Source organism: Bacillus sp. JJ675 (genome assembly GCF_036963165.1).
GTDB classification, from domain to species: domain Bacteria; phylum Bacillota; class Bacilli; order Bacillales; family Bacillaceae; genus Bacillus; species Bacillus glycinifermentans.
In genome coordinates this window covers 1-18304 of record NZ_JBALMR010000052.1, presented here as the reverse complement: position 1 = coordinate 18304, position 18304 = coordinate 1, and the positions used below count along the sequence as shown (strand labels likewise).

Here is an 18304-nt window from a genome sequence, read left to right as displayed (position 1 = left end):
GTGCCAACGATTACAACCGCCCTTCAATTAGGCTTTTGTTCTTGCGGACGGCGTTGTTGATCTTGACAGCAAATAAGGTTAATTCTTCCTGAGATTGACTGATTTTCATCGTGCTATGATTTTAAGTTCAATTGCCGGCGAAGCTTTTTCGAGATCTCCTTTCTCTTTTCGTCGGTTACAACATGGAACCATAAGCCATCAATTTTTTTATCTTCACCTTCAATTTCGAATTGTTTAATATCCTTAGCAGCTTCTTTATAAGAGCTTTGATATCGATCATGTTGTCCAGCGTCAAGTTCGTTTTTACGTTTTTTTCTAATGCAGTTAAAATCTCTTAATAGTTTGTTAATCCCTTATGAAGGCAGGGCAATCGGTTCATCATCTTCAATAAGCAGTATTCTGATTTTATCCACAAAAAATCATCATTCCCTGTCTCATGCTTTATATTTATCTAGATATCTCTTATGTATATATTACAGCTCATTACTCAACAATTTAAATTTGTTAGATATTTATTATTTTAGTTTCATGACCGTCTTCACTATGATAAATTCATTAGTGACCCCACCGGCATATGTTTTTGCTTCGTTTATCCGAACAATTCTCCAAGTACTTTCCTATATTCTTTCCGCCGGAAACTGTTGGACATCTACGGTCTCTGCAACAATTCCCCTGCATTCAGTATTGCTAGATTAAATGTTTTTCCGCCCGAGTTAACAAACAGGCATTTATGCTTTTGATGACTAACATGCTGCTTCCTGGTTCTAACTCTCAACCTAGGTTCTATACGTCCATTATGGGGAAGTTACTTTTCCATCAAATTGCATGGTTTGCTTCCGAATGACTGAGCACCTGTTCTGGATGAACAGGTGCTCTCTGTTTCTTATGGAACAATATTCTTCGTCAAATTTGGCCAGCATCTTTCTTTTTTCTTGGAATGTAGAACGTAAATGCCGTGCCTTCGTTCAGCTTGCTGTGGACGGTGATCGAACCGTTATGGGCATCGACAATATTTTTGACGATGGCAAGTCCGAGGCCTGTTCCGCCTTTTCCTCTCGTTCTCGCTTTATCCGCTTTATAAAAACGCTCGAAAATAAACGGCAGATCTTCCTCGGGAATGCCGCTGCCCGAGTCTTTCACGGCGACTTTCAAGCCGCTTTCGACGGATTGGACATCAACGTGGACGTTCCCGTTTGGATTGGTGTGACGGATGGCGTTATCAATTAAATTGGTCAGCACCTGCTCCATTTTATCCGGATCAAACATGAATTTGGCTTCGTGCAAATCCAGGTGATGGGTAAGGCTGATCTCTTTTTCTGCGGCTACGCCGTAAAACTTTCTGAACACCCTTTCGAAAAACTCCCGGAGATCCACGTTTTCAACGTTTAATGAAATATGCCCTGCTTCCATTCTTGCGAGGTCGAGCAGATCGTTGACAAGCCTCCCCATCCTCAGCGATTCGTCATAAATGACCTGGGCAATTTCCTTTTTCTCTTCCTCGGAACTCGCAATATCATCGACGATCGCTTCGCTGTATCCTTGGAGCATTGAGATCGGCGTCCTCAATTCGTGGCTGACGTTGGCGATAAAGTCTTTTCTCAGCTTATCGAGCCGCCTTTCCTCGGTCATGTCCCGCAGAACGGCAACCGCTCCGCGCACATGGGACTGATTGTAGAGCGGGCTCATTAACAGCACCCACGTTCTTCCCTGCAGCGTCATTTCGATCATTTGCTCTTTTTCCGTGCTGACGGTGTTTTGGAACAGCTCCCGCGCTTCAGGAGGAAGTTCATCCCCCTCCTTTACATTCATGTGCTGCTCATAATACCATGCCTGCAAAAACCGTTCGGCAGGAGGGTTTGTAACAAGGATCGTTCCGTCGATGTTGATGGTGATGACCCCGTCAGCCATACTGCTTAAAATATTTGACAATTGTTCTTTTTCCTGATTCAAAGCCGTAATGTGGAATTTAAGCTGACGTCCCATCTGGTTAAAAGCGATGGCCAGTTCCCCGATTTCATCCTGTGTTAAGATCGGGATTTTCGTATCAAATTTTCCTTTTGCCAGGTCCTGAGCGCCTTCCCGCATTTTTCTGAGCGGATAGGTGACCCGGCTTGACAGGAAGAAAGCGAAGAACGTCGTTAACACGATGGCGATCGCAGCGGCAAAGAGAACATATCTTGTCGTATGTTCTGTCGTATCCTTGACCGCGAGAAGCGACTGGGAAAGAAACACCATCCCTTCACCCTTCCCTTTTCCATAAGGCACGCCGACGATCAGCTGGTCGTTCTTCTGGTTTTTCAAGGACAGCCTTTTTTGCACCTTTTCATGATTGGCGAGCGCGCGGCTTAAATCAGGGTCGCCTTTGATCTCCTTCAGCGTAATGGAAGACAGCTTTTTATCCTGATTCGGCGAATACCAATATTCGTTCTCGTTTTTAATGATGGCGATCGCTGTCATCTCGTCAGCAAGCTCCCAGGTGATCGATCTGGCGACTTTCTGATCGTCATGGTTTTCAATAATGACAGCCACTTTGTTGGCGAGCTTCGTCAAATCCGCCTCGGCTTCCTGGACATGATAGTTTTCGATAAATTCAAGCAGAAAAAAGGTTAAAATAATCAGAACTAATGAGACTAAGAGAAGGATGGTAAACCATAGTTTACCAACGACGCTTTTCCAAAACTTCATTCGTTTCCGACCTCAAATTTGTAACCGACACCCCAGACCGTCACGATTTTTTTGGCCGCTTTCGGAGAGACTTTGTTCAGCTTTTCACGTAAACGTTTGACATGAGTATCTACCGTTCTTAAATCCCCGAAAAACTCGTACTGCCAAACTTCCTTCAGCAGCTTTTCCCGATCGTATACTTTGTCAGGCGTTTTCGCCAAAAAGTAGAGAAGCTCGTATTCCTTAGGCGTCAGGCTGACTTCGGTTCCGTCCGCCATGACCCGGTGGGCGTCATGATCAATTGACAGATGGTTAAAAACAAGCACATTTTTTGCCGTCGTATCCGTATTGAGATAAGAGGTTTGCGATGATCTCCTAAGAAGCGCTTTAACCCTCAGCACGACTTCCCGCGGGCTGAACGGTTTCACGATATAGTCATCCGTTCCGACTTCAAAGCCCTGCACCCGGTTGGCTTCTTCCCCTTTCGCCGTCAGCATGATGATCGGCGTTGCTTTTTTATCGCGAATTTGACGGCATACTTCAATGCCGTCCGTACCCGGCATCATCAAATCAAGCAAGATCAAGTCGTAATGCTGGCCAAGAGCTTTATCGATGGCTTCATCTCCGTTCTCGGCTTCTTCAATTTTGTAGTTTTCCCTTTCGAGATACATTTTTAATAGACGTCTGATTCTTGCCTCATCATCTACTACTAATATTTTTGTCTCTTTTGTCTGTTCCATCGGTAAACCTCCCGAAATTGAATCTTCTTACATTCATTTTAGTAGAAAAGCTGCTGTAATCCAAGTGAGATTTGCTTTCCAACGTTTGAACGCCTAAAAATACCGGAGGTTCAAGGATGATCCCGAACCTCCTTAACACGAGGGATCATGCGTAGGAATGCAGACCTGCGATCACCAGGTTTACAAAAATAAGATTAAACATAATGATGGCAAAACCGATGACAGCGAGCCAGGCTGATTTTTCTCCGTGCCATCCTCTTGAAAGCCTGAGATGCAGATAGGCGGCATAAAACAGAAAGGTAATGAGCGCCCATACTTCCTTCGGGTCCCAGCCCCAGAATCTGGTCCAGGCAATCTGCGCCCAAATCATCGCAAAAATGAGCGCGCCCAACGTGAAAACCGGAAAGCCGATCGATACCGACCGATAGCCGATTTCATCGACGAGATCAAGGTTGACGTTTTTCACCAGCGGCTGAAGGAGCGCGCTGATCCGTTTTCTCGCGATCAGTCTGATGGCGCCGTAAAGCAAGATTCCTACAGCAAACGACCAGAGGACGGTATTTAATTTCCTGCCGGAAAATATCGGCGGAACATTGACGATCGGCTCCATTTTCCCCTCTGTCAACAGCTCGCCTTTGTTCGGTCCGATAAGCGGCGGAAGCTCATAGACCATCGTTTCTTCTACATTCTCTTTGTTTATCCACTTAAACTTTGCCTCATAGCCGCCGATTCTGAATGCACTTGTCACAAGGATAAACGCCAGGGTGGCAACAAGCATAAACATTACGAATTCGAGCCAGAACGTTTTTCTGCCGGGATTCGACTGATCCACATGCTTGAGCAGAAAAATGACGCTTGCGACAAAACTGACCGCAAGAATCGCCTGACCAAGCGCTGCCGTCGTTACGTGAATGTACAGCCACCTGCTTTGCAAGGACGGAATCAGCGGTGTAATATCGGTCGGGAACATGCTGGCGTATGCGATTAAAAGCAGCACGACAGGGAGCGTAAACAACCCTAAAGCTGATAACTTGTAAATAAAATAGATGATGATGAACGCCAAAACGAGCATCATGCTGAAAGCTGTTGTAAATTCAAAGAGGTTGCTGACCGGCGCATGACCGGACACGATCCATCTCGCGATAAAATAACCGAGTTGGCATACAAATCCTGAGATCGTAATCAAGACGGCGATCGACGCCCATCGATTCTTTTTTTTCGGCGCGGATGTTTTGCTTCTGATCGAGCCCCCAAAAAAGAAGACCGCAGCCAGATACAAAAGAAATGCCGCGTACAATAAATTCCCGCTGAGCTCTGCCATGAAAACCCCTCCCTATGCTGGCCGTTTATTTTCTTCTTTGAACAGTTCTTTTTGATCAGCCGGTTCGGATATTCCCGTATCGGCCAGTACGGCCTGCAGATCTTTTTTCAGTCCGTACCAGTTTTTGTTCGTGTGGCCGGCGACGAGCACATCCCCGTCTATCGAACGCAGCCAAATCCGCCTGTGGTGCCAGTACATTCCTTGAATGACCCCGATCATAAAGATTGCGCCGCCGACCATCAATACCCACAGCGTCAAATCTTTTCTGACCGTCAGACCCGACAGGTTCTTTGTTTCTACATGGTCAAATTTCATTTTATATTTGTTGTCTTTAGATCCTTCTATCGTCTCCTGAATCGCCACAAAGCTTTTCTCCCCGCCGGGCTTGTCAGGAGCGCTGATCTGGAAAACAAAAGCCGGATTGTTCGGGTTTCTCGTTTTTGTGCTCGGCTCTCCGTCTTTATTGAAATAAAAGTCCGGAAGATAGCTTGCCAGATGCACTTTGTAACCGTTGCCAAGATCATAGTCCTGCTTCGGTTCGAACAGATCGATTGACACCTTCCCGAACGATTTCCCCGTGTCTTTTTCGATCAGCTGAAACACCATTTTGCTAAGCTCGCCTTCTTTGTAGGTGAGCTGATAAAGTGCATAAGAACCGAATTTCAGCGGCTCATTGACTTTGATTTTGCCGTTTTTCACCTTTTTTAACTTTGGCGATTCGCCGGGCAGACTGCTGTCTTTTCTTTCATACAGCTCGACATCGGTTTGATACGATTTGGCGACCATCCCGTCTCCCGCTTTGTTGATAGCCTCTGAAAATACCTTTTTCTCATTTTCGCTGTTGTACATTTCCTTCGTAAACTTGTTGCTTTTCAAATAATACTGCCCGTCTGTTCCAGGGATCGGAGCGGTTTCCCCTTCTCTGATCCAGAGATTTTCGTCGACGTACATGCCCGGAACAAAGCGGAGCATGACGCCGATGAGGAAAATGATCAGCCCGATATGATTGACGTATGGCCCCCATCTCGAAAAGCGGCCTTTTTCGGCAAACAGATTGCCGTTTTCCTCTTTTACCCGGTAGCGCTTTTTTTTCAATTTCTCGATGATGTCCGTTCTGACTTTTTCGGAAAGCTCCGTTTCCGTCCGGCTGAACAGCCTCTGTCTCTCCATAAAGTTCGGGTTTCGGGTGACCCCCTGATTTTTCAGGGCCCTGTATAACGGGACAACCCGGTCAAGGCTGCAGATGACCAATGATACGCCGATTGAGGCGACCAGAATAATAAACCACCAGGAACCGTATAGATTATGAAATCCTAGAGTATAATAGATTTGTCCAATCAGTCCGTATTGTTCCTTATAATATGTATCAGCCTGCGCTCCCGGCGGCAAAAATATCTCCTGCGGAAAAATCGTTCCGAAAGCCGATGCCGTCAAGGTAATGACGATCAGCCAGACGCCTACCTTTACAGAGGAAAAGAAGTTCCAGATTTTATCGACGATCGTTTTGTTATACGTTTGTGAACGTCTCGCGCTCCCGTCATACCGCATGTCCAGCAATTTTGCATCCTGCTTTTGCAGCGGCTTTCCGCACGATTCGCACAAAACGGTCCCAAGCGGATTCACATGCCCGCACTCGCATTTGATTTCTTTCATCATGAAGACCTCTCAGGTTTTATCATATTCATATAATCATGGATCATGCTCTCTGTCATAGTGCCTGTCACAACCTTTAGGATCTTTCCGTCCGGATTGATCAAAAATGTAGTCGGAAGCGGCGTGACATCATAAGCATCCAAAACCTGCCTGTCTTTATCAAGGACGACCGGAAAATTGACCCCGTATTCGTTCATAAAGTTACGGACGGCCAGATTTGATTCCCCGACGTTTACTGCGACGATTTCAACCCCTTGATCTTTGAACTCCTTATATTGGTTCGCCATATATGGAAATTCCTTTTTGCACGGCTCACACCATGTTCCCCAGAAGTTTAAAAACACCCCTTTGCCTTTGAGATCACTCAGTTTCAGACGGTTGCCGTTAACATCCTCAAGCGAAAAGTTGGGAGCCTTCTCTCCTGCCGCTACGCTCTCTTTATCATCGAATACAGCGCTGTATAGCGTATAGCCAAGCGCAGCCAGCAGCACAAGAAGGATGACTGTCCGAATGTAAAAACGCTTTTTTTTCATAATCCGCCCCCTCATTTAGACACTCAGTACTATTATAGCACCTCTAAACTGACACACATTTTTCCTTTTTTGAAGGTTGTGTGAAAATTTAGAAAGCGTGTTTCCCGTGCTCCGCCATTGCTCTGAGCCGTTTCACTTCATGAGGCGTCAGCTCTCTCTTTTCTCCCGTTTTTAAGCCTTGCAGGTTTAAAAAAGCATATTCTTCCCTTTTCAGCTTCAGCACTTCATGGCCGATCGCATCAAACATCCTGCGGACTTGGCGGTTTCGCCCCTCATGAATCGTGATCTGGACGATGCTTGTCTGTTTTTTCTTGTCGATGGACAGCAGCTTGACCTTTGCAGGAGCGGTTTTGCCTTCTTCAAGCCGGATGCCGCGCTCCAGTTTTTTTAAGTGTTCTTTTTCGGGAATTCCTTTTAGTTTTGCCACATACGTTTTATCGATCTCATATTTCGGATGCATGAGCTTGTTGGCGAATTCGCCGTCATTTGTTAAAAGGAGCAGTCCGCTCGTATCATAATCAAGACGCCCGATCGGATAGATGCGCTGCGGGATCTCTTGAAAAAAGTCGGTTACCACTTTCCGGCCTTTATCATCTTTGACCGCTGAAATCACGCCTCTCGGCTTATAAAAGAGAAAATAAACGGGTTCTTCGCTTTCCAGCTGGATTCCGTTCACTTCAATGCGGTCTGAGCTTGTCACTTTGGTGCCGAGCTCTCTGACCGTTTTGCCATTGACGGTCACTCTTCCTTCTTTTATCAGCTCTTCCGCTTTTCTTCTCGACGCAATTCCGGCGTGAGCGATTACTTTTTGAAGTCGTTCCATATCTTTCACCTCATGTATTATCTTACTTTTTTCCAAACGAACAAACAAGCATGCCTTTTGTGCAGGCAGCATGTCTTAAAAAGCACAGCTTCCGCACTTAAATGTATCCTTTCTTACGCAAAAAGTAAAACGGTTTTAACAAAGAAAAAAAAGCGCCCTTTTTCAGGCGCTTCCAAACAGTAGCGTCACGATGATGATGGATGCGATGATCCCCGCTAAATCGGCAAGCAGTCCCACCTTTAAAGCATCCCCCATTTTTTTGATTCCAACCGCTCCGAAATAGACGGTCAGGACGTATAGGGTCGTATCCGTCGATCCCTGCATCACGGAAGCAAGCCGGCCGATAAAAGAGTCCGGTCCGTGGACAGCGATTAAATCGGTCGTCATGCCAAGAGCGGCCGTCCCCGATATCGGCCGGATCAAAGCAAGCGGCACGACCTCCGTCGGAATTCCGATGGCTGAAAAAACGGGCTTTAAGAGATCCATAAAAAAATCGAGCGCTCCGGAAGCCCGGAAGACCGTGATCGCAACAAGCATTCCGACCAGGTACGGGATGATGGAAAACGCGATTTGGATTCCTTCTTTTCCCCCTTCGACAAAGGCCTCATACGTCGGGACTTTTTTCCACGTGCCATATAAAAGAATCGAGGCGATGATAAACGGAATAAGGGCTAAAGAAAGCCAATTGATGAACTCCAAATGCTCACCCCTTTTTGTTTCTTCGATAATAAAAATACCTGTCGATGATGATGGCGAAGATTCCTGAAATGAGCGTGGCTAAAATCGTCGGACCGACGATATCTGTCGGCGCTTTTGCGTCATACGTCATTCTTACGGCGATCACCGTCGTCGGAATGAGGGTGATGCTTGAAGTATTCACCGCTAAAAACGTAATCATCGAGCGGCTTGCCTCAGACCGGTTTTGGTTCAGCGATTTCATCTGTTCCATCGCTTTAATGCCGAGCGGCGTCGCCGCGTTTCCCAACCCGAAAAAATTGGCCATTAAATTCGATAAAATGTACCCCATCGCCGGATGATCCGGGGGAATCTCCGGAAACAGCTTCGAGATGAACGGCCGGCACATGCGGCTGAATTTTTCGAGAAGCCCCGCTTGTTCGGCTATTTTCATCAGCCCCAGCCAAAATACCAAGACGCTCATCAGTCCGATCGCGATCGTGACCGCCTCTTTAGCACCTTTGAAGACGGCCTCATTGACTTCCTGAACCGTTCCGTTTATAAGCGCGAAAACAAGGCCGATAACGGTTAAAGCTACCCAGATTATATTGACCATGACGGACCGCCCGCGACTTTTTTAAATACGGATTGAAAGGTTTCCATAAACGATTTTTTCGGTTTTTTGTTCCGCTCGTTTTCGTAATAAACCGGCAGTTTTGCGATCGTTTCTCCGCCCAGCTTCACATTCATTTCGCCGACGATGTCCGGAATCGCCCGTTTGTCTTTCCGCCACTTCTTTTTCGGCTCAAGAAGCTTTGTCTCGATCTTCACGTCTTCTTTTTCATCATCATTCAACAAATATGTAACATCCCTTTTAATGAATGCTTTCGTTCCGTAAAACGTATCCTTCAGTTCGGGGATGTCGCCTTTTTTGGCGAGTACATAGGTTTTATAATGATCGTGCACATAGTTGAACATCGCGATGTGATCGTTCCAATCGTCCGGTGCGTTTATCGTGACGGCGATCAGATCTGTTCCGTCTTTGGATGAGGTTGATACGAGCGTCCGTTTCGCAAGCTTTGTATAGCCCGTCTTGCCTCCGGTGCTGTACCGGTAAAGACCGGTCAGGAGCTTATTTTTGTTTTTCCAGATGCCTTGCATCGTTTCCGCTTTATACCGTTTCGTGCCTGCGATCTTCCGATACGTCTTATTCGTCATCGCGTATTTCGTTAAAAGCGCCATATCGTAAGCGGTTGAATAATGATCTTTATGGTCATCAAGTCCGTGCGGGTTATGAAAAACGGTGTTTTCCATGCCGAGGTCTGCCGCTTTTTGATTCATCATATAGACGAAACCTTCCAGGCTTCCGCCGATATGCTCGGCGATCGCAACGGCCGCATCGTTTCCGGACCTCAGCATCAAACCGTATACGAGGTCTTTGAGCTTTACCTTTTGCCCGCTTGTTAAATAGATGGAAGACCCTTCAGTCCGGACCGCTCTGTCACTGACCGTTACCGTCTCCTCCATTTTTCCCGACTCTATCGCTAAAATGGCTGTCATGATTTTCGTGATGCTGGCAATGCGCCGTTTTGTATGCTCATCCTTTGCAAATAGCACCCTTCCGGAGTTCCCGTCGATGATAATCGCGCTTTTTGCGCTGACATCGATGAAGGGCTCTGCTTTACTGTTTTGATGCGAAGAGAAAAAAAGAGAAAACGTGATGAACACTGCTGCAGCTCGTTTTAGAAAGCGCATTTTCTCACGTCCTTGCCTGTGGTTTGTACAAGTTTATGCGCTTGTCTTACAGTTATGAACATCAATTGTCCGATTTCCGCAAAAAAACTCCCCCGCAAAGGGAGAGTTTCTTTTTATCTGGATTGAACCATTTTCATCCGATAGTCCGTCCCGTAGTATTCCAATTCTTCTCTCATCGATTGATATCCGGTTTCAAGAGAAGCCATCAAATTCTTTAATGAGGCTGGTGCCGGTTCGCGAAAGCGAATGGCGTTTTTCCCCGTATACGCTGCTCTAGAGTCTTCGTACCACGTATCTTTTTTCGGCGTAAAAAATTCTTCTATGCATCGATGATAAATCTGATAGAGCATCCTTTCGGCAGCAGCATCCTGAAAAGGCTCCTGCTGCAGCCTGATGCGGCAGGCCTCAAGCCCTTCTTCACAGTAAACCGAAAGCCTCCTTAAATTGCTGAGGATCTCGCGGTAATAATCACCTCGCCCCGGCTCTTCCTTTTCCAATGATGCGAGCGTTGTATCATTTAAAAATGCGCTCAACGCCTGAACGGCCTGTGATAAAAATTTTTGCGCCTGTTCGGTTTGGGCTCTTGCCATTGAATGTTCCATTGTTGTCGGCAACCTTCCCCTCATTGCTTTGTTACAATCGTATTCAAATAAACATAAAAAATACGATAATATATATTATCATACTTCGGACATAACGTGAATCTATTTTATATCTTCAAACGTTTGATTGAAATTCTCAAAAAACAAATCGGCTTCTTCCTGAACCCCGTCTTCTTCGACGTTTTCAGGCAGAGGTGGAAGCTCCTCGATCGCTTTTAAGCCAAACTGCTCAAGAAACGTCTCGGTCGTTCCGTATAAAATCGCCCGGCCGGGACCATCCGCACGTCCGACTTCGCACAAAAGCGCTTTTGCGACAAGACTTTGAAGAATCCGTTCTGATTTGACTCCTCTGATGTCTTCTATTTCGGCTCGTGTAATCGGCTGTTTGTAGGAAACGATCGCCAGCACCTCGAGGGCTGCCTGGGAAAGTCCTTTTGACGGGGCTTCGATCAATTTTTTTAAATAGACGGCAAAGTCTTTTTTTGTTGAAAGCATGTACGTATCTGCGTATTCGACAAGCTCTATGCCTCTGTCTTCTTTTTCGTAGCTTTCTTTGACGTCCAGCATGATATCCCGAAGTTCGGTTTCATCAACCTCCAACACGGACAGCAGCTGTTTTTTGGTGAGTCCCTCGTCTCCCGCCGCATACAGCAAAGCTTCAACGATAGCCTTCCAATTCACGATATCAAGCGTCATGAATCGCTTCACTCCCTGTTATGTAAATATCGGAAAAATTGCGTTCCTGTTCAATAATGATCAGCTGATTTTTCATCAGCTCCAAAATCGCTAAAAATGTCACCACCAAATGCTGTTTTTGTTCGAAAGGGAACAATTCCATAAAGTGCATTCTTTTCCCCGACGATTTCAAGCATTCGACAATCTGGGTCATCCGTTCTTCGATCGGAATCTCCTGCCTGGAAATTCTCGTTTCCGAAGGACGGCTGATTTTTTTTCGGTTCAGCACCTTTTGAAACGCGCCGAGCATGTCGTATACCGTAACAGAGAGCTTCTGTTCGCTTAATTTGACTTCCTTGGCGTATTCGCTTAAATCGCTCGGAGGTTTGGCAAACGATTTTTGCCTCTCCTCTTCGCGCTCTTTTAAAGTCTGTGCAGCGCTTTTATATTTTCTATACTCTATCAATTTTTCGATTAATTCGTCTCTCGGATCCTCTTCTTCTTCCAGCATCATCTCTTCATCAAACAGTTCCTCCTCCTGTTTCGGGAGAAGCATCCGGCTTTTAATGCTGAGAAGAGTGGCGGCCATCACCAAATACTCGCTTGCCACGTCAAGCTCAAGCTCGCGCATCGTGTGCACATATAATAAATATTGCTCGGTTATCTTCGCAACAGGTATGTCATATATGTCGATTTCGAGCCGGTTGATTAAGTGCAAAAGCAAATCTAAAGGTCCTTCAAACGCCTCGATCTTCACCTGATATTCCATGATCATTTCTCACCATTTTCAAATCGCTTCTAAGCCGGCTTCAAACTGGCTACCCTTAAGTATAAATTACGCGTCTGCATGAAGTCCAATATAATTTAAGAAACGACGGCTTCTGTCTATACAGATTGAGATAAACACACATAGAATAACCGTGTAAAATCGTTGATGGAATAGGAGAAAACAGCACGGGAGCCAACGCCTGCGGCGGAGGATTCGCTTTGATTGTCATTCTGTTGGAGCGTCTGGATCTGTTAATTCCGTTCGCTCATGCTTTTCATCTGCCGGGGTGCAGGCGTGATTTTTCCTCCGTCTCTTCTCTGTGATACACTTGAATGGAAGGGTAAAAGGAGGATGTCAGATGTATCCTGAAAGCTATATCGATTACTTAACCGAGTTTCATGGCGCGAGGGATTATTTTGAGTGCCATGAAATTTTGGAGGAGCATTGGAAAAAGGATCCTCCGGGAAAACGGAAAATATATTGGGTCGGCTTGATTCAGCTTGCCGTCGCCCTCTATCATCAGCGGAGAAACAATTTCACAGGAGCGGAGAGGCTGATGGCAAACAGCCTCCGTATTCTTGAAGCCGAAAAAGCTGCAGTCGAGTCTCTCGGCTTAGATCATGAGCGCTTGGTCAGCCTTCTGCGGGAGACTCTTCAGCATATAGAAGCACGTTCGCCTTACGAAAGCATCATGCTCCCCATCACAGATGAAGCGCTGATCGAAGCCTGCCTGAGAGAGTGCGGGCGGAAATCCTATCATTGGGGGCAAAACAGCCGAATGACGGATGATTTCCTAATTCATAAACACAGGCTGAGAGACCGGACAGAAGTGTTTGCTGAAAGGGAGAAGGAAATCGCACGGCGAAAAAAGAGCAGAGGCTAATGAATCGCCTCTGCTCATTTGTTGTATGTGATGTCTTCATTTTCGTGATCCTGACAGCGTTTAAAGAATCCTTTTGTTAATTCATTCGGAACCAGCGGTTTAGGTTCAAACATTTGTGAAAGGGCGGAAACCATCTTTTTGCCGATTCCTTGGTGACGGTGAGACGGATTGACACTGATATGCTTGATTTCAACTTCTTCATCTTTTTTTTCAACCCCTACACAGCCGACAATGTCCTCGTCTTCCTTCCAGAGGAACAGCTGTCTGTCAGTGTCCGTTTCATAGTCTTTCATTGTCTGCTGAAGCTGCTTGACGTCCTTCTCATTCGGCATGAACGAAAGGAGACCCATCGCAATCTTTTCGAATGACTTTTTATAACGAATTAACATAAATACCCCTCAATATATCAAAATGTGGATCTTAACGAAGGCTGGTCGCTTCACATCACATTATAAACATTTTTATAACCTTTTTAAACTCTTTTTCGGGAATTAATGAAGCGACCGGGTCAGGTTCGCCATCTCAATCGCCGCTGCGGCGGCTTCGGCGCCCTTGTTTCCGGCTTTTGTTCCAGCCCGTTCAACAGCCTGTTCGATCGTATCTGTCGTCAGCACGCCGAAGATCACCGGAACGCCCGTTGACATGCTGCTCTGCGCAATTCCCTTTGCCGCTTCGTTGCACACATAATCATAATGACTTGTCGCACCTCTGATCACCGTTCCAAGCGTGATCACGGCGTCGTACTTTTTCGTTTCAGCCATTTTTTTTGCGATCAATGGAATCTCAAATGCGCCGGGAACCCAAGCAACATCAATGTCCTCTGATTTAACCCCGTGTCTTATCAGCGTATCTTCCGCCCCGCTTAACAGTTTGCTCGTAATAAAATCATTGAATCTTGAAACAACGATACCGATTTTCAAATCTGTTCCAATTACATGGCCTTCAATTTTATTCATATGAATCCCGTCCTTTTTTGTGAATGTTTTTATATTAAAAATGAAGCAAATGCCCTAATTTTGTTTTTTTCGTTTTCAAATAGTTTTCGTTATCTTTCTTCATTTCCATCTGCAACGGTATTCTGTCAGCAATCGTCAAGCCGTATCCTTCAAGCCCTGCGATTTTTCTCGGGTTGTTCGTCAAAAGCTTCATGTTTTTCACGCCGAGATCCCTCAGAATTTGGGCGCCGATTCCGTAATTTCTTAAATCGGGCAGAAAACCGAGCTGTTCGTTCGCCTGGACCGTGTCGTATCCTTCTTCCTGAAGCTTGTACGCCTTCAGCTTATTGATCAGGCCGATGCCTCGCCCTTCCTGTCTTAAGTAAACGAGCACGCCGCGCCCTTCCTTTTCAATTTGCGAAAGCGCTGCGGCAAGCTGCGGACCGCAGTCACAGCGGTGCGAACCGAACACATCGCCTGTCAGGCACTCTGAATGAACGCGGACTGTCACCGGCTCATCGTCAAACGGGACATCGCCTTTTACAAGGGCGATATGCTCTTTTTGATCGATGTCGTTCGTGTAGCCGAACACCTTGAACGTCCCGAAATCGGACGGAAGCGTAATGCTTACTTCGCGGTTGATCAGCGTTCCCCTGCTATAGCGGTACTTGATTAAATCTTTAATCGTAATCATTTTCAAGCCGTGCTGATCGGCGATTTTTTTCAATTCGGGAACCCTTGCCATCGTCCCGTCTTCATTCATGATTTCACAAATGACGCCTGCCGGTACGGAACCGCATGCCTCGGCAAGGTCGACCGCTGCTTCCGTGTGCCCCGCTCTTTTTAATACCCCGCCTTTTTTCGCAATCAGCGGGAAGATATGGCCGGGTCTTTTAAAATCTTCGGGACGCCCGTGTCTGTCGATAAGGGCTTTTACGGTCAATGACCGTTCCTGGGCGCTGATTCCCGTCTTTGTATCGCGGTGATCGACGCTGACCGTAAAAGCGGTGTGGTGGGAGTCGGTATTCTCGTCCACCATCGGATGCAGATCGAGCCTTGAAGCGATCTCTTCATTGAGCGGCGCACAGATCAACCCTCTGCCGCAAGTCGCCATAAAGTTGATTACCTCCGGTGTCGCGTATTCAGCCAGCGCGACGAAATCGCCTTCATTCTCTCTGTCTTCATCATCGACGACGATGATGACTTTACCCTGTTTCAGATCGTGTATGGCCTCATCAATTGTATGAAACATAAGCCGCTCCTCCTTTCGTTTAAAACCCGTTTTCCTTTAAAAACGTTTCGGTGATTGTTTTCGTCTGTTTTTCTTCATTTGTCCGATGGAGAAACCGGTAGATGTATTTGCCGATCATGTCGCACTCAACATTGACGATGCTCCCGACCTTTTTTTCGGAAAAAATCGTTTCGTCGAGCGTATGCGGAATGAGCGAAACCGTAACCTCATCGTCCGTTAATCCGAATATCGTCAAACTTACGCCGTCAACTGCGATTGAGCCTTTCAAAACGAGCATTTTGGCAAGCGCGGGGTCCAGTTTTAAATCATAGTATATGGAGTTTTCCGCTTTTTCTATCCTTACGATGGAAGCTGTGCCGTCAACATGCCCAGACACCATATGCCCGCCGAAGCGGCCGTTTGCCGCCATGGCTCTTTCAAGATTGACGGAGCTTCCGATTTTTAAAGCGCCGAGCGATGTTGCTTTCAGCGTTTCAAGCATGACATCTGCTGTGAACTGATCTTTTTTGTAGCCGGTGACGGTCAGGCAGACTCCGTTGACCGCAATGCTGTCACCAAGCTTGACATCCTCGGTCACCTTCCTCGATGCAATGACTAAAGACATGGCGTTTCCGATCTTTCTCATGTCTTTGATGGTTCCGATTTCTTCAATGATGCCTGTAAACATGGGTCACCACCCTATTCTGTTAAAGGTTTTGCCGAAAGTTTCAAATCCCGGCCGATTTTGGTTATGGATGTGAATCGTAATAAGGGGACATCTTTCATCGATTGAAAGCCTTCACCGGAGATGGCGCTGGGAGAAGAGAGCCCTCCGATTAATTTCGGGGCAAGATAGAAGATGATTTCTTGATAAAGCCTTTCTTTGACAAAGCTTGCGTGAACGGTTGATCCTCCTTCGACATACACCGACGTGATGCCGTTTTCCGCCAGGTGCAAAAGCACATCGCGCACGGAAATCGTCTCCGTGTCCAGCACAGTGACCCGAACGCCTTTGTCTTCCAGAGACCGGACGGTTTCGGGATCGGCATTGGCGCCTGCATAAATCCAAGTAGGCGCTGCTTTGTCATGAATGACTTTCGCTGCAGGCGGGATCGTCAAATTCGTGTCAAGGATTACACGGACCGGCTGATGTGCCGTACCGGGCAGGCGGCATGTCAGACTCGGGTCATCCGCTTTGATGGTGCCTACGCCGACTAAAATGCTTTGATGATTTTTCCGGTACGCGTGTGCATCCAGCCTGGCTTCTTCTGAGGTGATCCATTTGCTGTCACCGGTGGCCGTGGCTGTTTTGCCGTCGAGGCTAACCGCGGCTTTCAGGGTGACATACGGCATTCCCGTCCGCATAAAATGCATGAATTTTTCATTCAACTCTTCCGCCTGTTCTTTGAGAACGCCTGTTGTGACTTCGATCCCCGCTTCTTTAAGCATGCTGATTCCCCTTCCCGATACAAGGGGATTCGGGTCTTCGGCTGCAACAACTGCTCTCTTCAAACCTGAGCGAATAATCAGCTCAGCGCAAGGCGGCGTTTTCCCGTAATGGCTGCACGGTTCAAGCGTGACGTATATCACCGCTCCCTCGGCATGCCGGCCCGCCATTTGAATGGCATGCACCTCGGCATGCGCTTCACCGTATTTTAAATGGGCGCCCATTCCGACGATCTGTCCGTCTTTGACGACGACCGCTCCGACCAGCGGATTTGCGCGCGTCTGGCCCTCGCCCTGCTTTGCAAGCTCTAATGCGAGATTCATATAGTGCTCATCCGTCATCGTATTCCCTCCCTTCTTTTTAGCTTTACACAAAAAACCCCGGAATATTCGTTCCGGGGTCTGATTTTCATGCATGAGAAATAAAACTATGCGGTACAGTTTTTTTACATAGTTTTCTTCATCCTTCTCCCATCCAGACTTTCACTGTCGGCTTCAGCTTTTCACTGAATCCACCGCCTGCATGTAAGCAAAAGCGGGTCACGGGCTCTAAAGCGTCATCGCTTTACTACCGCCGGTCGGGATTTCCACCCAGCCCCGAAGGATACAATCGATATTTTCTTGTCCTTATGCGTATTATAGCCACAGAAAATTCAAATTGCAATGAAAACAGCTCTGCAAAATAAAAACTCCCCTTGCGGCAAGGGGAGTTAATTTGTGACTTTGACGACTCTGATCAACCCGTCGATTCTGTTGGCATTGCTGAAGTAAGCCTTTACTTTGTCTCCTTCTTTAATGTCGGACAGATTTTGATCAAGATTTTTCGAATTGAAGATAATTTTTGTGCCGTTATCCGAAATTCCTTGATACTCCGTTCCATCGATCTTAGTGATTTTATATTCGTAAACGGTATAGTTTTTTTCTTCAGACGAAACCGTTTGGCTGAGCGCCGTCGAAACATCTTTCATGCTTCCGTTTTTTAAATAATAAAAGCCTCCTGCCAGGACAGCCGCCAAAATAAGCAGGATTGTAAGCTTGACTCTTATTTTCCCCATGGTCAAAACCTCCAGAACACGTTCTGAACTATCTATATGTTTTTCCCCTTCAATTGATGAAATCAAAACATATTCGTTTCAGACGGAAAAATACGTAGTTTTTAAGTATAACGCAAAATGAAGCCGAATCGTTTCATTTTCCCTCGAAATACTCCTAATAACCTACGAATATACATTCTGTTTTCAGGGGCGCATGGTGAAACAAGATGAAAATCACGACAAAAAGACGATATAATTTCCAATCAAATAACGAAAATAAACGGCTTAATTCCCGCTGTGTATAGAACAGTTCCTTTTTTGAAGACTGCCGGCAATCTTTTCAAGATCTTTTCTTATTCATCAGAAACGGCCTCCTTTTCCCGGCATCTAAATATGTCAAAAGACCTAGTGATTTAATCGAAACCAAAAACCTGTATCGTTTCTCACTTTTCGTTTTGATCTATACATACACATCATACGGTTTCTTCTAACAATATACGAGTGTTTCGGTTATTTGTTTCAAAAAATAAAAAAGATCCCTGACTTTGATATGATCCCCTCATAG

19 protein-coding genes, 1 pseudogene and 1 riboswitch are annotated in these 18304 nt (G+C 46.2%); of the genes and pseudogenes, 1 reads left to right on the top strand and 19 read right to left on the bottom strand.

Annotated elements, in window-relative coordinates; all coding sequences use genetic code 11:
• Positions 1–113 precede the first annotated feature (113 nt).
• The 13 genes and pseudogenes from V7126_RS14255 to V7126_RS14195 all read right to left on the bottom strand — a co-directional run.
• Positions 114–355, bottom strand: a pseudogene (locus V7126_RS14255) (LytR family transcriptional regulator); the annotation flags it as partial.
• A 548-nt stretch (positions 356–903) separates the two neighbouring features.
• Positions 904–2685: an ATP-binding protein gene (locus V7126_RS14250; protein WP_046129842.1), complete on the bottom strand. Its 1782-nt coding sequence runs from the start codon at positions 2683–2685 to the stop codon at positions 904–906.
• A complete protein-coding gene (locus V7126_RS14245; RefSeq protein ID WP_046129841.1) occupies positions 2682–3404 on the bottom strand; it encodes a response regulator transcription factor in 723 nt (240 codons plus the stop codon). The genes V7126_RS14250 and V7126_RS14245 overlap by 4 nt, the downstream gene beginning before the upstream one ends.
• Before the next feature lie 145 nt (positions 3405–3549).
• Entirely contained in the window at positions 3550–4725 is a 1176-nt protein-coding gene (gene ccsB / locus V7126_RS14240) for a c-type cytochrome biogenesis protein CcsB (protein WP_175077303.1), read from the bottom strand.
• A gap of 12 nt (positions 4726–4737) precedes the next feature.
• Entirely contained in the window at positions 4738–6378 is a 1641-nt protein-coding gene (gene resB, locus V7126_RS14235; RefSeq protein ID WP_175077302.1) for a cytochrome c biogenesis protein ResB, read from the bottom strand.
• Entirely contained in the window at positions 6378–6914 is a 537-nt protein-coding gene (gene resA / locus V7126_RS14230) for a thiol-disulfide oxidoreductase ResA (RefSeq protein WP_175077314.1), read from the bottom strand. Before resA ends, resB begins: the two co-directional genes overlap by 1 nt.
• An 85-nt stretch (positions 6915–6999) precedes the next feature.
• Positions 7000–7734 (bottom strand): 23S rRNA pseudouridine(2605) synthase RluB, encoded by a 735-nt coding sequence (rluB, locus tag V7126_RS14225; RefSeq protein ID WP_175077301.1) that lies wholly within the window; start codon positions 7732–7734, stop codon positions 7000–7002.
• Positions 7735–7896: 162 nt separating this feature from the next.
• Positions 7897–8433: a spore maturation protein gene (locus tag V7126_RS14220; RefSeq protein WP_046129836.1), complete on the bottom strand. Its 537-nt coding sequence runs from the start codon at positions 8431–8433 to the stop codon at positions 7897–7899.
• Between the two features lie 4 nt (positions 8434–8437).
• Positions 8438–9025, bottom strand: a complete 588-nt coding sequence (locus V7126_RS14215) for a nucleoside recognition domain-containing protein (RefSeq protein WP_046129835.1) — start codon at positions 9023–9025, stop codon at positions 8438–8440.
• Positions 9013–10164 carry a D-alanyl-D-alanine carboxypeptidase family protein gene (locus V7126_RS14210; RefSeq protein WP_216899603.1) on the bottom strand — a complete coding sequence of 384 codons (1152 nt, stop codon included), beginning with the start codon at positions 10162–10164 and terminating at the stop codon, positions 9013–9015. Before V7126_RS14210 ends, V7126_RS14215 begins: the two co-directional genes overlap by 13 nt.
• Positions 10165–10277: 113 nt before the next feature.
• Positions 10278–10766: a YpuI family protein gene (locus V7126_RS14205; protein WP_046129833.1), complete on the bottom strand. Its 489-nt coding sequence runs from the start codon at positions 10764–10766 to the stop codon at positions 10278–10280.
• A 102-nt stretch (positions 10767–10868) separates the two neighbouring features.
• Positions 10869–11462, bottom strand: a complete 594-nt coding sequence (scpB, locus tag V7126_RS14200; protein WP_046129832.1) for an SMC-Scp complex subunit ScpB — start codon at positions 11460–11462, stop codon at positions 10869–10871.
• Entirely contained in the window at positions 11452–12213 is a 762-nt protein-coding gene (locus tag V7126_RS14195; protein WP_175077313.1) for a segregation/condensation protein A, read from the bottom strand. Before V7126_RS14195 ends, scpB begins: the two co-directional genes overlap by 11 nt.
• 355 nt (positions 12214–12568) lie before the next feature.
• Here V7126_RS14195 and V7126_RS14190 point away from each other — a divergent pair, with 355 nt between their 5' ends.
• On the top strand, positions 12569–13093 hold the full coding sequence (locus V7126_RS14190; protein WP_175077298.1) for a DUF309 domain-containing protein: 525 nt from the start codon (positions 12569–12571) through the stop codon (positions 13091–13093).
• A gap of 14 nt (positions 13094–13107) precedes the next feature.
• Here V7126_RS14190 and V7126_RS14185 read toward each other — a convergent pair whose 3' ends face one another.
• From V7126_RS14185 to V7126_RS14160, 6 genes are all read right to left on the bottom strand, one after another.
• Positions 13108–13482, bottom strand: coding sequence for a GNAT family N-acetyltransferase (locus tag V7126_RS14185; protein WP_046129829.1), 375 nt, complete (start codon positions 13480–13482; stop codon positions 13108–13110).
• A 102-nt stretch (positions 13483–13584) separates the two neighbouring features.
• The gene (gene ribH, locus V7126_RS14180; protein WP_046129828.1) at positions 13585–14049 is read right to left on the bottom strand and encodes a 6,7-dimethyl-8-ribityllumazine synthase; all 465 of its coding nucleotides are present in this window, start codon (positions 14047–14049) and stop codon (positions 13585–13587) included.
• Between the two features lie 34 nt (positions 14050–14083).
• A complete protein-coding gene (locus tag V7126_RS14175) occupies positions 14084–15280 on the bottom strand; it encodes a bifunctional 3,4-dihydroxy-2-butanone-4-phosphate synthase/GTP cyclohydrolase II (protein WP_046129827.1) in 1197 nt (398 codons plus the stop codon).
• A gap of 19 nt (positions 15281–15299) precedes the next feature.
• A complete protein-coding gene (gene ribE / locus V7126_RS14170) occupies positions 15300–15947 on the bottom strand; it encodes a riboflavin synthase (protein WP_175077297.1) in 648 nt (215 codons plus the stop codon).
• 11 nt (positions 15948–15958) lie between these two features.
• A complete protein-coding gene (ribD, locus tag V7126_RS14165) occupies positions 15959–17047 on the bottom strand; it encodes a bifunctional diaminohydroxyphosphoribosylaminopyrimidine deaminase/5-amino-6-(5-phosphoribosylamino)uracil reductase RibD (protein WP_046129825.1) in 1089 nt (362 codons plus the stop codon).
• 117 nt (positions 17048–17164) lie between these two features.
• A riboswitch (FMN riboswitch) is annotated at positions 17165–17314 on the bottom strand.
• Between the two features lie 101 nt (positions 17315–17415).
• Positions 17416–17760 carry a hypothetical protein gene (locus tag V7126_RS14160; RefSeq protein ID WP_046129824.1) on the bottom strand — a complete coding sequence of 115 codons (345 nt, stop codon included), beginning with the start codon at positions 17758–17760 and terminating at the stop codon, positions 17416–17418.
• Between the last annotated feature and the right edge of the window lie 544 nt (positions 17761–18304).